Annotated in this window: 13 protein-coding genes; 12 read left to right on the top strand and 1 reads right to left on the bottom strand. The window is 58.2% G+C overall.

The window, feature by feature from the left end; translation table 11 throughout:
- The first annotated feature begins 1 nt into the window (after position 1).
- Genes ftsI through murC form a run of 8 tightly spaced genes read left to right on the top strand, consistent with a single transcriptional unit; the run spans position 2 to position 10,802 of the window.
- Positions 2 to 1,768 carry a peptidoglycan glycosyltransferase FtsI gene (gene ftsI / locus VV869_RS08175; RefSeq protein ID WP_337734490.1) on the top strand — a complete coding sequence of 589 codons (1,767 nt, stop codon included), beginning with the start codon at positions 2 to 4 and terminating at the stop codon, positions 1,766 to 1,768.
- The gene (gene murE / locus VV869_RS08180; RefSeq protein WP_337734491.1) at positions 1,755 to 3,269 is read left to right on the top strand and encodes a UDP-N-acetylmuramoyl-L-alanyl-D-glutamate--2,6-diaminopimelate ligase; all 1,515 of its coding nucleotides are present in this window, start codon (positions 1,755 to 1,757) and stop codon (positions 3,267 to 3,269) included. Before ftsI ends, murE begins: the two co-directional genes overlap by 14 nt.
- The gene (gene murF, locus VV869_RS08185; RefSeq protein ID WP_337734492.1) at positions 3,266 to 4,651 is read left to right on the top strand and encodes a UDP-N-acetylmuramoyl-tripeptide--D-alanyl-D-alanine ligase; all 1,386 of its coding nucleotides are present in this window, start codon (positions 3,266 to 3,268) and stop codon (positions 4,649 to 4,651) included. Before murE ends, murF begins: the two co-directional genes overlap by 4 nt.
- A complete protein-coding gene (gene mraY / locus VV869_RS08190; RefSeq protein ID WP_261601666.1) occupies positions 4,648 to 5,730 on the top strand; it encodes a phospho-N-acetylmuramoyl-pentapeptide-transferase in 1,083 nt (360 codons plus the stop codon). Before murF ends, mraY begins: the two co-directional genes overlap by 4 nt.
- Positions 5,731 to 7,068, top strand: a complete 1,338-nt coding sequence (gene murD / locus VV869_RS08195) for a UDP-N-acetylmuramoyl-L-alanine--D-glutamate ligase (protein WP_337734493.1) — start codon at positions 5,731 to 5,733, stop codon at positions 7,066 to 7,068.
- The gene (gene ftsW, locus VV869_RS08200; RefSeq protein WP_337734494.1) at positions 7,068 to 8,276 is read left to right on the top strand and encodes a cell division protein FtsW; all 1,209 of its coding nucleotides are present in this window, start codon (positions 7,068 to 7,070) and stop codon (positions 8,274 to 8,276) included. The genes murD and ftsW overlap by 1 nt, the downstream gene beginning before the upstream one ends.
- On the top strand, positions 8,260 to 9,327 hold the full coding sequence (murG, locus tag VV869_RS08205) for an undecaprenyldiphospho-muramoylpentapeptide beta-N-acetylglucosaminyltransferase (protein WP_337734641.1): 1,068 nt from the start codon (positions 8,260 to 8,262) through the stop codon (positions 9,325 to 9,327). The genes ftsW and murG overlap by 17 nt, the downstream gene beginning before the upstream one ends.
- Before the next feature lie 14 nt (positions 9,328 to 9,341).
- Positions 9,342 to 10,802 (top strand): UDP-N-acetylmuramate--L-alanine ligase, encoded by a 1,461-nt coding sequence (murC, locus tag VV869_RS08210; protein ID WP_337734495.1) that lies wholly within the window; start codon positions 9,342 to 9,344, stop codon positions 10,800 to 10,802.
- Here murC and VV869_RS08215 read toward each other — a convergent pair.
- Positions 10,799 to 10,996 (bottom strand): hypothetical protein, encoded by a 198-nt coding sequence (locus tag VV869_RS08215; protein WP_337734496.1) that lies wholly within the window; start codon positions 10,994 to 10,996, stop codon positions 10,799 to 10,801. The genes murC and VV869_RS08215 overlap by 4 nt on opposite strands.
- 67 nt (positions 10,997 to 11,063) lie before the next feature.
- Between VV869_RS08215 and VV869_RS08220 the strand changes: the two genes are divergently transcribed.
- The 4 genes from VV869_RS08220 to lpxC all read left to right on the top strand — a co-directional run bounded on the left by VV869_RS08220 (position 11,064) and on the right by lpxC (position 15,398).
- Positions 11,064 to 11,819 (top strand): cell division protein FtsQ/DivIB, encoded by a 756-nt coding sequence (locus VV869_RS08220; protein ID WP_443147301.1) that lies wholly within the window; start codon positions 11,064 to 11,066, stop codon positions 11,817 to 11,819.
- Between the two features lie 66 nt (positions 11,820 to 11,885).
- Positions 11,886 to 13,142, top strand: coding sequence for a cell division protein FtsA (ftsA, locus tag VV869_RS08225; RefSeq protein ID WP_337734498.1), 1,257 nt, complete (start codon positions 11,886 to 11,888; stop codon positions 13,140 to 13,142).
- Between the two features lie 33 nt (positions 13,143 to 13,175).
- Positions 13,176 to 14,366 carry a cell division protein FtsZ gene (gene ftsZ / locus VV869_RS08230; protein ID WP_337734499.1) on the top strand — a complete coding sequence of 397 codons (1,191 nt, stop codon included), beginning with the start codon at positions 13,176 to 13,178 and terminating at the stop codon, positions 14,364 to 14,366.
- A gap of 114 nt (positions 14,367 to 14,480) precedes the next feature.
- The gene (lpxC, locus tag VV869_RS08235; protein WP_337734500.1) at positions 14,481 to 15,398 is read left to right on the top strand and encodes a UDP-3-O-acyl-N-acetylglucosamine deacetylase; all 918 of its coding nucleotides are present in this window, start codon (positions 14,481 to 14,483) and stop codon (positions 15,396 to 15,398) included.
- Positions 15,399 to 15,470 lie beyond the last annotated feature (72 nt).

Below are 15,470 nucleotides of genomic sequence, written 5' to 3' on the forward strand. Positions count from 1 at the left end.
GATGAATAAATTAAAGCGTCAGCAGTCTGATAATCAGCGTCGCCAGAAAGCGCCACCGGTGTTTATCCCGTGGCGCTTTGGTGTTATTTGCGGATGTATCCTTCTGGCGTTACTGGCCTTGATTGGCCGCGCGGCCTATATCCAGGTGCTGGAGCCGGGCAAGCTGATCCAGGAAGGGGATATGCGGTCGCTGCGGGTGAAGGCGATGCCGTCCGCCCGTGGGATCATCTCGGATCGCAATGGCGAGCCGCTGGCCGTCAGTGTGCCGGTCCAGGCGGTGTGGGCCGATCCGGTCCAGATCTACAAAAGCGGCGGGATCCAGTACCCGGATCGCTGGTATGCCCTGGCAGATGTGCTGGGCCTGGATCGCCAGGACCTGCTGGCGCGGCTGGAGAGCAATCAACAGCGTCGCTTTATCTATCTGCAACGCCAGGTCAGTCCGGCCATGGCAGCGTACGTCAGCAAGCTGAAGCTGCCGGGGATCGGCCTCAAAGATGAGTCCCGCCGTTTCTATCCGGCCGGTGAAGTCAGCGCCCATTTGCTGGGCGTGACCGGGATTGACAGCCGGGGCCTGGAAGGGGTCGAGCGGACTTATGATGGCTGGCTGACCGGTGAGCCGGGGCGGCGTACGGTACGCAAAGACCGTTATGGCCGGGTGGTCGAAAATATTTCCCTCAAACAACGTGAGCCGGGCAAGTCCCTGAGCCTGAGTATCGATCAGCGCCTGCAGGCGGTGGCCTACCGGGCGGTGAAGCAAGCGGTCGCCGATTACCGGGCGACCTCGGCCTCGGTGGTGATGGCGGATGTTCGCACCGGTGAAATCCTTGCCATGGTCAATGCGCCTTCCTATAACCCCAACAACCGCGAACAACTGCAAAGTTTCCGGATGCGTAACCGGGCAATCACCGATGCAATGGAGCCGGGCTCGACGATCAAGCCGTTTGTGGTGCTGGCGGCGATGGAAAACGGGGTGGCCGATGAAGACACGATTATCGATACCGGCAACGGTCTGATGCAGGTCGGCGGCAGCCGGGTGCGCGACGTCTCCCGGGTCGGAAAGGCTGATCTGACGAAGATTCTGAAAAAATCCAGTAACATCGGGGTCAGTAAGCTGTCTCTGGCCATGCCGGTCGATGCCGTCCTCGGGATGTACGGTAGTGTCGGACTTGGGGATGCTTCGGGGATCAACCTCATCGGTGAAGCGCAGGGCTTTTTTCCCGAACGCCGGCGCTGGTCTGATTTTGAACGAGCGACTCTGTCGTTCGGCTACGGGATCTCGGTGACCCCGATCCAGCTCGTGCGTGCTTACGCAACCCTTGGCGCCATGGGCGTCAATCGTCCGCTGTCGATCCTCAAAACCGAGCAGGTGGTCCCCGGCCGCCAGGTCGCTTCGGTTGAAAATACCCGTAAGCTACTGAACATGTTGGAAACTGTCACGCAGGAAGGCGGCAGTGCGTTCCGGGCGGCCGTGCCGGGTTACCGGGTCGGAGCGAAAACCGGGACGGCGAAAAAAGCCATGGCCGGCGGCTACAGCGATGAGTATATCGCGATGACAGCTGGCGTTGCGCCGATCAGCAACCCGCGCCTGGCGATGGTGGTGGTGATCAATGAGCCACAGGGCGATAAGTATTATGGTGGTCTGGTGGCCGCACCGATTTTTGCTGAAGTGATGGAAAGCGCGCTTCAGATTTTGAATGTTCCGCCTGATGCCGGAACCGGTGAACTCAAAGTCGTACATAACAGAGGCCAATCCCATGCCGGTACTTAACCCAATTCGTCAGCTCGGCGAACTTTTGTCTCCCTGGATAGCTTCGGCGCACTGGCCGGCTGAGGTAGGCCAGGTGGTGCTGTCGGAGATGACCTTAGACAGCCGCCGGATCCAGCCGGGTGATTTGTTCGTGGCGGTGAATGGCCATGTTGTCGATGGCCGCCGGTTTATCCCGGCAGCAATTGAAGCTGGCGCCAGCGCGATCCTGGCGGAAGAAACGTCGGATGCGCCAGCGCGTATCGAGATGCAGCAGGGGATCCCGGTGCTGTATCTGCCCGCATTGGGCCAGCATCTCTCGGCGATTGCCGGGCGTTTTTACGGTGCGCCGGATCAGGCGCTGAAGCTGGTGGCCGTAACCGGCACCAATGGCAAAACAACGATTTCCCAGCTGCTGGCACAATGGGCAGAACAACTCGGCTATTGTGCCGGGGTAATGGGCACCACGGGTAACGGCTTGTTGCAACAGCTGAAACCGGCGGCCAACACCACCGGCAGCGCGATTGAAATTCAGCACGAGCTGGCCGGGCTGGTCGCGCAGGGGGCAGATTTTGCCGCCATGGAAGTCTCTTCCCACGGCTTGGTGCAAGGGCGGGTGAAAGCGTTGGATTTTACGGCCAGCATTTTTACCAACCTCAGCCGTGACCATCTGGATTATCACGGCGATATGGCCGCGTACGCGCAAGCCAAGAAAACCCTGTTTACTGAGCATCAGGCGGGTGTCGCAGTGATCAATACCGATGATGCTGTCGGGCGTGAATGGCTGGGTGAGCTGCCGCAGGCGGTCGCCGTTGCCAGTCAGCAGGCGTTTATCGCAGCGCACTCAGGGCCGGCCCTGTGGCTGGAGCAGGTCCGCTATACCACCGAGGGTGTCACCGTGGCGTTTGATTCTTCCTGGGGAGCCGGTGAATTTACCGCGCCCCTGGTGGGCTCCTTTAACGTCACCAATCTGATGCTGGCGCTGGCCACTTTACTGGCGACGGGCCACCCGCTGGCACAACTGGTTGCGGCCGCGCCGCAATTACAGGCGGTGATTGGCCGGATGGAAGTTTTTCAAACCCCTGACAAACCTATGATGGTTGTTGATTATGCTCACACGCCGGATGCGCTGGAAAAGGCGCTGCAGGCGCTGCGGGTGCATTGTCGGGGCAAACTCTGGTGCATTTTTGGTTGCGGCGGTGATCGCGATACCGGCAAACGGCCGCTGATGGCCGAAGTTGCCGAACGGCTGGCCGACCATATTATTCTGACCGACGACAATCCGCGCAGTGAAGCGCCGGCGGCGATTGTCGCGGACATGCTCGCCGGGCTGGCACAGCCGGCGCAGGCCCGGGTCGAGCACGACCGCGCCCGCGCCTGTGAGTGGGCATTTACCCAAGCCGCCGCCGACGACATCGTGCTGGTGGCCGGGAAAGGACATGAAGATTATCAGGTGCTGGCCGATCGCACGGTTCATTACTCGGATCGGGAAACGGTCGCCGCACTATTGGAGAACAAGGCATGATCAACGTTCAGCTGTCACAACTGGCCCCGGTTCTGGGCGCCGAGCTGATGGGGCCGGATGCGGGCATTGCCCAGGTGTCGACTGACACCCGCAATATGCAGCCCCAGACTTTATTTATCGCCCTGAAAGGCGAGCGTTTTGACGGCCATGATTTTTGCGCCAATGCCCGGGAGAACGGCGCGGCAGCCCTGTTGGTAAGCAAACACTTACCACTCGATATCCCGCAACTGGTGGTCACAGATACCCGCCTGGCATTGGGGCAGCTCGGTGCTTGGCTCAAAGCGGAAATGGCCGACCAGCATGGGTTGCAGACGCTGGCCCTGACCGGCAGCTGCGGCAAAACCACAGTCAAAGAGATGACCGCTGCCATTTTGGGGCAAAAAGGCAAGGTGCTGGCCACGGCCGGCAACCTGAACAATGATCTCGGCGTGCCGCTGACCTTGCTGCGTCTTGAGCCGTCGCATGAATTTGCGGTGGTCGAGCTGGGGGCAAACCATCAGCAGGAAATTTCCTACACCACTGCGCTGGTGCGCCCGCAAGTGGCGCTGATCAATAACCTGGCGGCAGCCCACCTGGAAGGCTTTGGCTCCCTCGATGGCGTGGCCAAGGCCAAAGGGGAAATTTTTGAAGGCCTGGGTGAGCACGGCGTGGCGATCATCAATGCGGATTCCAACGCCCGGGCGCTGTGGCAGCCGATGCTGGAGGCCCACCGGGTGGTGACGTTTTCGGCGACGCAGCCGGAAGCAGATTTCTCAGCTTGCGACATATTTATTAACAATCTTGGCTGCGCTTGTTTTACAATGCGCACCCCCGATGGGGATGTGCCGGTTGAGTTGACACTGCCGGGGGCGCATAACGTGGCCAACGCCCTGGCTGCGGCAGCCCTGAGCATGGCCGTGGGTGCCTGCCTGGATCAGGTTCGGGCCGGTCTGGCCGAAGTTCAGCGGGTCAAGGGACGGGTGGAAATCAGCCAGCCGGCCCCGGGCCTGCGGTTGATTGATGATACCTACAATGCCAGCGTTGCTTCGGTAAAAGCCGCGATTGATTTGCTGGCGACCTTTGAGGGCCAGCGCTGGCTGGCGCTCGGTGATATGGCTGAGCTGGGGGACGAGAACCTCGCGCTGCACCGCGAAGTGGCTGAATATGCCCGCAGCAAGTCGCTGGATAAGGTGTTTACCTTCGGTAGCGCCAGTGCGGTGGTCAGTGAACTGAACGACGGTCATCATTTTGCCGAGAAACCGGCACTGATTGCGCAACTGCAAGCAGAGCTTCATCAATTTCGACATAATTCACAAAATACAGAGGTTACAGTGCTGGCAAAGGGTGCCCGGAGCACCCGGATGGAAGACATCATTGTCGCACTGCAGGAACATAAAGAATGATTTATTGGTTAGCCGACTTACTTGAGTCCACATTCCCGTTTTTTCGTCTGTTTGAATATCTGACGTTTCGCGCCATCATCAGCATCCTGACGGCCCTGATGCTGTCGCTGTGGATGGGACCGCGCCTGATTGCCCGTCTGCAGATGTTGCAGATTGGTCAGGTGGTACGCCATGACGGGCCGGAGTCGCATTTCAGCAAGCGGGGTACCCCGACCATGGGCGGGATTATGATCCTGGCCGCGATTGCGATTACCGTGCTGCTGTGGGCGGATTTGTCGAACCCGTATGTCTGGGCGGTCCTGACCGTGATGCTGGGCTACGGGGCAGTCGGCTTTGTCGATGACTACCGCAAAGTGGTGCGCAAAAATACCGATGGCCTGATCGCCCGCTGGAAATACTTCTGGCAGTCGGTGATTGCATTCGGGGTCGCGTTTGCCCTGTATGTCCACGGCCAAGATACCGCGGCAACCCAACTGGTGGTGCCGTTCTTCAAAGATGTCATGCCGCAGCTCGGGCTGTTCTACATCGTGATGACCTATTTTGTGATTGTCGGAACCAGTAATGCGGTGAACCTGACCGATGGCCTTGATGGCCTGGCGATCATGCCGACTGTGATGGTGGCAGCCGGGATGGCGTTTATTGCCTGGGCCACCGGTAACGTCAACTTTGCCGAATACCTCAATATTCCGTATCTCAAAGATGCCAGTGAGCTGGTGGTGGTGTGTACTGCCATCGTGGGTGCTGGCTTGGGCTTTTTGTGGTTCAACACCTATCCGGCCCAGGTTTTTATGGGTGATGTCGGCTCGCTGGCGCTGGGTGGCGCGCTCGGCACCATCGCCGTGCTGGTACGTCAGGAGCTGCTGCTGGTGATCATGGGCGGGGTGTTCGTGATGGAAACCGTGTCGGTGATCCTGCAGGTCGGTTCGTACAAGCTGCGCGGCCAGCGTATTTTCCGCATGGCGCCGATCCACCACCACTATGAGCTCAAGGGCTGGCCGGAGCCGCGGGTGATTGTACGTTTTTGGATTATTACACTGATGCTGGTGCTGATCGCGCTGGCAACCCTGAAGGTACGCTAAATGAATGGCTTGGACGGTGTTAAACAGGTTGTGGTGATTGGGCTGGGGATGACCGGCCTCTCGGTGGTGAACCACCTGTTGCGTCAGCCTGGCGAGTTGGTGATTCAGGTCATGGATACCCGCCCGACACCGCCCGGGCAGGATCAGCTGCCGCCCTCGGTCGCCCTGCACAGTGGTGGCTGGCAGATGGACTGGCTGCTGAACGCTGATTTGATTGTTGCCAGTCCGGGTGTGTCACTGGCGACCCCGGAGCTGGTGGCTGCCCGCGAAGCCGGGATTGAGATTGTCGGCGACATTGAACTGTTTGCCCGTGCCGTCACTAAACCTGTGGTGGCGATCACCGGGTCGAACGGCAAGAGCACCGTCACCAGCCTGGTCGGCGAGATGGCCCGCGAGGCCGGGATCAACGTCGGCGTCGGCGGCAATATCGGTTTTGCGGCACTGGATATGCTGGCGCAGGATCATGATCTGTATGTGCTGGAGCTGTCGAGCTTCCAGCTGGAAACCACCACCTCGCTGGCGCTTCGGGCCGCGACTTACCTGAATTTGTCTGAAGATCATATGGATCGCTATGACAGCCTGGCCGATTACAGCCAGGCCAAAATGCGGATTTTCGATCATGCCGAGCTGGCGATTTGGAACCGCGATGATCCGGCGACCTGTCCGGCTGATTTTTCCGGCGCAATGACCAGTTTTGGCTTTGATACGCAGGCGTATGGCCTGGTTGAGCAGGACGGGGCCGAGTGGTTGGCGGTGGATCAGCAAGCGCTGATGCCGGCTGCCGAGGTGGCCCTGGTCGGACGGCACAATCTTGCCAACAGTCTGGCCGCGCTGGCGCTAGCCGATGCCGCCGGTGTTGATCGCCTGGCGGCCTGCCGCGCGCTGCGTCGCTATCACGGCCTGGCGCATCGTTGTCAGTTGGTGGCGGAACATCAGGGCGTACGTTGGGTCAATGACTCGAAAGCGACCAATCTGGCCAGTACCCTGGCGGCCCTGAAAGGGCTGTCGCTATCCGGCACCCTGCATCTGCTGATGGGCGGGGACGGCAAAGGGGCGGATTTCTCTGAGCTCAAACCGGTTTTGGCGCCGCTGAATGTTCACTTGTATTGCTACGGCCGGGACGGGGCGCAGTTCCTGCCGCTGGCCGACAGCAGCACCCGGGTTGAAACTTTGGCCGAGGCGATGACGCAAGCGGCAGCCGTGGCCCAAGCTGGTGATATGATCCTGCTTTCTCCGGCCTGTGCCAGCTTTGATCAGTTCCCGAACTTTATGGCCCGGGGCGACGCCTTTGTGGCTCTGGCGCAAACCCTGCAATTTCAAGTGGCCGGGGGAGCGTGATGCTGAGCGCACTGCGAGATCGCCTGGGGGGGCTGGGAGAGTGGCTCACCCGTCCGGCGGCGCCGTGTTTGTATGATCGCCAGCTGGTCTGGATCGCTCTGATCCTGATGGTGACCGGCCTGGTGATGGTAACATCCGCCTCGGTTCCGGTCGCGACCCGGCTGACCGGGATGCCGTTTTATTTCGCATTGCGCCATGGCTTTTTCCTGATCTGCGCGCTGGTGATTGCCGCGTTTGTGGTCCAGATCCCGCTCGAGCGCTGGCGCCAGCTCAGCGTCCCTATGCTGCTGAGCTCGATCCTCTTGCTCATTGCCGTGCTGGTGGTAGGCCGCTCGGTCAATGGTGCAGCACGCTGGATCCCGCTGGGGATCTTTAACCTTCAGCCGGCCGAAGTGGCCAAGCTGTCGCTGTTTATTTTCCTCTCCGGCTATCTGGTGCGTCAGTATCATCAGGTGCGGGAGAGCTTTTACGGCTTTATCAAGCCGCTGGTGGTGCTGGCGATCCTGGCAGGACTCCTGCTGATGCAGCCAGATCTCGGCTCTTTTGTGGTGATGTTTGTCACCACGGTCGGCATGCTGTTTATTGCCGGGGCCAAGCTGTGGCAGTTTCTCGCCATGCTGGCTGCGGCCGTGCTTGGCATTGCCCTGCTGATCATTTTTGAGCCCTACCGTCTGCGCCGCGTGACGTCCTTTATGGATCCGTGGGAAGACCCGTTTGGCAGTGGCTATCAGCTCACTCAGTCCCTGATGGCCTTCGGCCGGGGTGACTGGCTGGGGCAGGGGCTGGGCAACTCCATTCAGAAGCTGGAATATCTGCCCGAAGCCCACACCGACTTTGTGTTTTCGGTGCTGGCGGAAGAGGTCGGCCTGCTTGGCGTCACCGTGGTGCTGTTGCTGATTTTTTCCCTGGTGTTTAAGGCTTTGCTGATCGGGCGCAAATGTCTGCAGTCGAGACAACTGTTTGGCGGCTTTCTGGCTTTCGGCTTTGGCTTCTGGTTTGCGTTTCAGACCCTGGTTAACGTCGGGGCAGCCGCGGGACTGGTGCCGACCAAAGGGTTGACGCTGCCGCTGATCAGTTACGGCGGCTCGAGTTTATTTATTATGGCGACTGCGGTGGCGATTTTAATCCGCATTGATCATGAGCAGCGCCTGGCGGCCCGGTACGGGCCTGCAGAAGAAACAGATGAAAACGATGACGAACAAGAATAAGCGCTTACTGGTGATGGCCGGCGGGACCGGGGGGCATGTGTTTCCCGGCCTGGCTGTGGCCCGGGAACTTCAGCTGGAAGGTTGGGAAATCCGCTGGCTGGGGACAGCCGATCGGATGGAAGCCGACTTGGTGCCCAAGCATGGGATTGACATCGACTTTATCAAGGTCAAAGGCTTGCGGGGCCAGGGGATTGCCCGGCTCCTGGCGGCACCTTTTAAAATTATCGGCGCCATTGCTCAGGCCCGGCGTTATATCAAAGCCTGGCAGCCGGACGTGGTGCTGGGAATGGGCGGTTATGTCAGCGGACCCGGCGGCGTCGCAGCCTGGCTGTCTGGCGTTCCTGTCGTGCTGCATGAGCAGAATGCGGTGGCCGGCCTGACTAACCGTTGGCTGTCCCGGATCGCATCGGCGGTGTTGCAGGCATTTCCCGGTGCGTTTGCCGGTAAAGACGTCGTGGGCAACCCGGTACGCCGGGATGTGACCGAATTGCCGCCGCCGGCACAGCGTTTTGCCGAGCGTCAGGGCCCGCTGCGGATTCTGGTGATGGGCGGCAGTCAGGGCGCGCAGATCCTCAACCAGACCCTGCCGGTCGTGGCCGGGAAGCTGGGCGATCGCGTGACTATCCGTCATCAGGCCGGTAAAGGCAATCAGGCTGAGACGGAGCAGGCTTATGCCGCGAACACGGCGGTCAAACACGAGATCACCGAGTTTATCGATGATGTGGCGTCGGCTTATGCCTGGGCTGATTTGGTCGTGTGTCGCTCCGGGGCACTGACGGTCTCCGAGCTTGCTGCGGCCGGTGTCGGCGCGATCTTCATTCCTTTTATGCACAAAGATCGCCAGCAGGCGTTGAATGCTGATCATCTGGTGCAGTGTAGTGCGGCCCGGATGATTGAGCAGGCCGATCTGACCGCAGCAGGACTGGCTGCGCAAATTGAACAACTTGATCGCCGCGCGTTGGCCGCGATGGCCGAAGCTGCGCGCGATGCAGCGATTCTGGATGCCGACGCCCGTGTGGCCGCGGTGATCCGCTCGCTGGCAACCCCATAACATGAGACAGAGTGATGAAAAAACTGGATAACCAGCAATTAGCAAAAATCAGAACCATGGTACCAGAGATGCGTCGTGTAGAGCGCATCCACTTTGTCGGGATCGGCGGCGCAGGCATGAGCGGGATCGCCGAAGTGTTGATTAACGAAGGCTACCGGATCAGCGGTTCGGATCTGGCGCCGAATGCGGTCACCGAGCGCTTGAGCGGCAAAGGGGCTGAGATCTTTTTCGGCCATGCCGCCGAGAATATTGACGGCGCCAGTGTGGTGGTCGCCTCGACGGCGATTGCGGCTGAGAACCCGGAGCTGAAGGCAGCCCGGGCCAAACGGATCCCGGTCGTTCGCCGTGCTGAAATGCTGGCTGAGCTGATGCGTTATCGTCACGGGATTGCGATTGCCGGCACCCACGGGAAAACCACCACCACGGCCCTGACGACCCAGATCTACTCTGAAGCCGGGCTGGACCCGACGTTCGTGAACGGTGGTCTGGTGAAAAGTGCCGGGACCAATGCCCGTCTGGGGTGCAGCCGTTATCTGATCGCCGAAGCGGATGAGAGTGACGCGTCGTTCCTGCACCTGCAGCCAATGGTGTGTGTGGTGACCAATATCGAAGCGGATCACATGGAAACCTACGGTGGGGATTTTGAAGTCCTCAAGCAGACTTTTATCGATTTTCTGCACAACCTGCCGTTCTACGGTCTGGCCGTGATGTGTATTGATGATCTTGTGGTGCGCGAGTTGCTGCCGCGGATTGGCCGCCAGGTACTGACCTACGGTTTTGCCGAGGATGCAGACGTTCGCCTGGTCAACTACCGCCAGCAGGGCCAGCAGGGGTTCTTTACCATTGTGCGTCAGGGCAAGCCGGATCTGGATGTGAAGCTCAATATTCCGGGGCGTCACAACGCCTTGAACGCGACGGCCGCCGTGACGGTGGCGACTGAGGAAGGGGTGGAAGATGACGCGATCATCCGTGCCTTGGCAGAGTTTCAGGGCACCGGGCGTCGCTTCGATCATCTGGGAGAGTTCGACTCCGGTAATGGCAGCGTCATGCTGGTGGATGATTACGGCCACCACCCGAGCGAAGTGGCGGTGACGATTCAGGCCGCCCGCGCCGGCTGGAAAGACAAACGCCTGGTGATGGTGTTCCAACCGCATCGCTACAGCCGGACCCGGGATCTGTACGACGATTTTGCCAATGTACTGGAGCAGGTGGATGTGCTGGTGATGCTGGATGTCTATTCGGCGGGTGAAGCACCGATTGCCGGGGCAGATGGCCGATCGCTTTGCCGCACCATTCGCCGACGCGGCAAGATCGATCCGATTTTTGTGCCGACTGGCGAAGCTTTGCCGTCGGCATTGGCCAATATTATCCAGGAGGGTGATTTGGTGTTGACGCAAGGGGCCGGTGATGTGGGTCGAATTGCCCGAAAGCTGGCGGAGATGCAGCTGAATATTGATATGATGCGTCGCAGTTAACTGTTCAGGGTATAACTGGCGATAAATGGTACATTTATTGCATCGTTTTTGAGCAGGTCCGGGCGGCAAGCAGAGCTGAGAGTGGGTTTTACGTTCAGGAATTGCTTGGAAAGCAGCAACAGGAGTTGGAGAGCAACAGGTTGGTCGGTATAATCGATCAACTTTGCTTGTCTGACCCTGGTGGTCAGCGCCATCCCTGAGACCGCAATGGGCCACTTTGGGGCGCTCCGGACAACGGAATGAAAGCAAGTAGGCAAGATTATGGCTGATGCAGTGATGACAAGCATCTCTCTGCCGGCATCGGCAAAGCGGGTTCCGTGGACTGGCGTAGCGTTTTTCTTCGCCGTCATTGGCTTTATCGCCTGGCTGCTCAGTGCCACGCTGCACTGGATGACGGACGCGAATCGCTTGCCGTTATCCCAACTGGTGATTCAGGGGGAGTTGACCTACCTGAAGGCCGATGATGTCCGCCGGGGGATCCTGACGCTGGAGCATCTCGGCAGTTTCATGACCCAGGATGTCGATGACATGCAGCGGGCCCTGGAGGCTTTGCCCTGGGTCGCCCGGGCTTCGGTCCGAAAGCAGTGGCCGGATACGGTCAAAGTTTTTCTGGTCGAGCATCAACCGGCTGCGGTATGGAATCAGCAGTATTTGGTCAATACCGAAGGCGGGGTCTTTCGTGCCCCGGCGGCGCAGGTGAGTGAGCTGGGGCTGGTCGAGCTCAGCGGGCCCGAAGGCAGCAGTGCAGAGGTGCTGGCTGCCCAGCGGGAGATGCAACCGAAATTACAGCGTGCCGGCTTGGAGATGGCGCAGCTCGCACTGAACGAGCGCCGTTCCTGGCGGGTATGGTTAACAAATGGGATCCGGCTTGAGTTGGGCCGGGAAGGCAGGATGGAGCGCTTGATGCGTTTTATCAGCCTGTATCCTGAATTAGAGCAGCAAGGAAAAGCCATAGAGTACGTAGACTTGCGCTACGATACCGGGGCTGCTGTGGGTTGGAACCAGGTTCCAGAATAAGACAGCCGGACTACACTCCGCCGAACAGAGGAGTGCGGGTGAGTATAACGATAAGAGTGTGCGCTAATGACGAAGGCGGCAGATAAAAAACTCATAGTAGGCCTGGATATCGGCACGTCCAAAGTATGCGCTTTGGTCGGGGAAGTGTTGCCCGATGACAAGGTCAATGTCATTGGCGTCGGCAGCAGCCCGTCACGGGGAATGGATAAAGGCGGGGTCAATGATCTTGAGTCCGTGGTCAAGTCAGTGCAGCGGGCGGTGGATCAGGCCGAGCTGATGGCTGACTGCCAGATTTCCTCCGTGTTTTTGTCCTTATCCGGCAAACACATACGTTGCCAGACAGAAAAAGGCATGGTGCCGATTTCTGACAAAGAGGTAACACAGGATGACGTTGATAATGTTATCCATACAGCGAAGTCGGTAAAAATTAGCGATGAACACCGAACTTTGCATGTAATTCCCCAGGAATTTGCTATTGATTATCAAGAGGGAATTAAGAATCCGGTTGGGTTGTCAGGGGTACGGATGGAAGCCAGCGTCCACCTGATCACTTGCCACAATGACATGGCCCGCAATATCGTCAAGGCCGTTGAACGATGCGGGCTGAAGGTTGACCAACTGATATTCTCCGGCCTGGCCGCCAGTCATGCGGTTCTGACCGCCGACGAGCGCGAACTGGGCGTGTGTGTGGTGGATATCGGTGGCGGCACCATGGATCTGGCCGTTTGGACGGGCGGGGCATTGCGACACGCCGAGGTGATCCCCTATGCCGGGAATGTGGTCACCAGCGATATTGCTTATGCCTTCGGTACCCCCCCGGGCGATGCCGAGGAAATCAAAGTCAAATACGGCTTTGCGCTGAGCGAGCTGGTCAGCAAAGACGCCAAGGTTGATGTCCCGAGCGTGGGCGGTCGTCCGTCGCGGAGTCTGCAAAGCCAGACGCTGGCGGAAGTGATCGAGCCTCGTTACAGTGAGCTGCTGGGGCTGGTGAATCAGAAGCTACTGGAAATACAGGAACAACTGCGTACTGCGGGGGTGAAGCACCATTTAGCGGCAGGGATCGTCCTCACCGGAGGCGCTGCGCAAATGGAAGGGTTGATTGAGTGTGCCGAGCGGGTTTTCCGCAATCAGGTACGGATCGGGCAGCCGCTTGAGCTGAGCGGGCTGACAGATTATGTCCAGGCCCCGCATTATGCAACGGCAGTAGGATTACTGCATTACGGAAAGGACAGTCAGGCATTTGACGAGGGTGAGCCGGAGCCGAAACGTTCTGTTTCCGGGATCTTCACTAAAATCAGTGGTTGGCTAAGAAAAGAATTTTAAACCTGATGCGAACAGGAAAAACGGAGAGAACAAATGTTTGAACCGATGATGGAAATGTCTGATGAAGCGGTAATTAAGGTCATTGGCGTTGGCGGCGGCGGCGGTAATGCTGTCGATCACATGGTACGTGAGTCGATTGAAGGGGTTGAGTTCATCAGCGTGAACACTGATGCTCAGGCCTTGCGTAAAAGTAGTGTCAGCACTGTCATCCAGATTGGTGGCGACATCACGAAAGGCCTTGGTGCCGGCGCAAACCCTCAGGTAGGGCGTGACTCCGCACTGGAAGATCGTGAAGCCATCAAGGCAGAGCTGCAAGGCTCAGATATGATCTTTATCGCAGCAGGCATGGGCGGCGGTACCGGGACCGGTGCGGCGCCAATCATTGCGGAAGTGGCGAAAGAGCTGGGTATTCTGACCGTGGCGGTGGTGACTAAACCATTTAGCTTCGAAGGTAAAAAACGCATGGCGTTTGCCGAGCAGGGTATCGAAGAGCTGTCGAAGCATGTGGACTCTCTGATCACGATTCCGAACGAGAAGTTGCTGAAAGTGCTGGGTCGCGGGATCACGCTGCTGGACGCGTTTGCGAAAGCGAACGATGTGCTGAAGAATGCCGTTCAGGGTATTGCTGAGCTGATCACCCGTCCGGGCATGATCAACGTCGACTTTGCCGACGTGCGTACGGTAATGTCCGAAATGGGGCACGCCATGATGGGTAGCGGCGTTGCCACCGGTGATGACCGTGCGGAAGAAGCGGCTGAAATGGCGATTTCCAGCCCGCTGCTGGAAGATATCGACCTGGCAGGCGCACGCGGCGTCCTGGTGAACATCACTGCGGGTCTGGATATGCGTCTGGACGAGTTTGAAACCGTGGGGAACACCGTGAAGGCGTTTGCGTCAGATAACGCTACCGTCGTGATCGGTACCTCGCTGGATCCGGAAATGTCGGATGAGCTGCGCGTGACTGTCGTTGCAACCGGAATTGGCAAAGAATCGAAGCCAGACATCACGCTGGTGACGACTTCGAAGCCGGTTCAGGCGGCAACTGTTCAGGAAAAAGCAGCGCCAGTAGTGGCAGACGAGCCTAAACAGGCACCGCTGACACAGCAGTCGGCCGCAGAAAGCAATGTTCAGTCGGGCGGTACATCCGCGGCAGCGAAATCCAAGCCGCAGGCGGATCACGACTACCTGGATATTCCAGCCTTTTTGCGCAAGCAAGCTGACTAACCCGGGCAAATTATTTGGGTTACCGCTGGATCAGTGGTATTATGTCTGCCCATTTCTTATACGACTGTATAAAAATGGGCCGATGTACTGGCAAACAATAGTTGAGAAAAGCAGATGATCAGACAACGTACACTGAAAAGCATAGTGCAAACGACTGGGGTGGGACTTCACTCTGGACGTAAAGTGACGCTTATTCTGCGTCCTGCCGCTGCGAATACCGGTGTGATCTATCGTCGTATGGATCTAAATCCACCTGTGGATTTTCCTGCCAACGCAGATTCGGTGCGAGATACCATGCTCTGTACCGCGCTGGTCAATGAAGACGGCGTCCGGATCTCAACTGTTGAGCACCTGAACGCAGCGTTGGCGGGTATGGGCATCGATAATGTCATTATCGAAGTGGATGCACCTGAAATTCCGATTATGGATGGGAGCGCCAGCCCGTTTATTTACCTGCTGCAATCTGCCGGAATTGATACTCTGAATGCGCCGAAGCGTTTCCTGCGTATCAAGAAAACTGTTCGCGTCGAAGATGGCGATAAATGGGCAGAACTTCGTCCGTTCAACGGGTTCCGCCTGGATTTCGCGATCGAATTTAACCATCCGGCGATTGATTCAGAGCAGCAGCGTTTGGTGCTGGATTTTTCCAGCCAGTCATTTGTCAAAGACATCAGCCGCGCCCGGACCTTCGGCTTCATGCGTGATATCGAGTACTTGCAGTCCCAGAACCTGTGTCTTGGCGGCAGCTTCGATAACGCGATTGTGCTGGATGATTACCGCATTCTCAATGATGAAGGCCTGCGTTTTGATAACGAGCTGGTGACCCACAAAGTGCTGGATGCCATTGGTGATCTGTACATGTGTGGTCATAACATCATTGGTGAAATGGTGGCTTATAAGTCAGGCCATGCCCTGAACAACAAGCTGCTGCGTGCCGTACTGGCCGATCAGGAAGCCTATGAGTGGTCAACTTTTGCGGATGAGCAAGAGGTGCCGGTGACATTTGCCCAACCAGGCATGGTGTTAGCGTAAGCTGAATCGAATCCAGTCATGAATACTGAAAACGCCGGACTCTGTCCGGCGTTTTTGTATCTGTTTTGTGTC

It is taken from the genome of Photobacterium sp. MCCC 1A19761, assembly GCF_037389125.1.
Taxonomy (GTDB): Bacteria; Pseudomonadota; Gammaproteobacteria; order Enterobacterales; family Vibrionaceae; genus Photobacterium.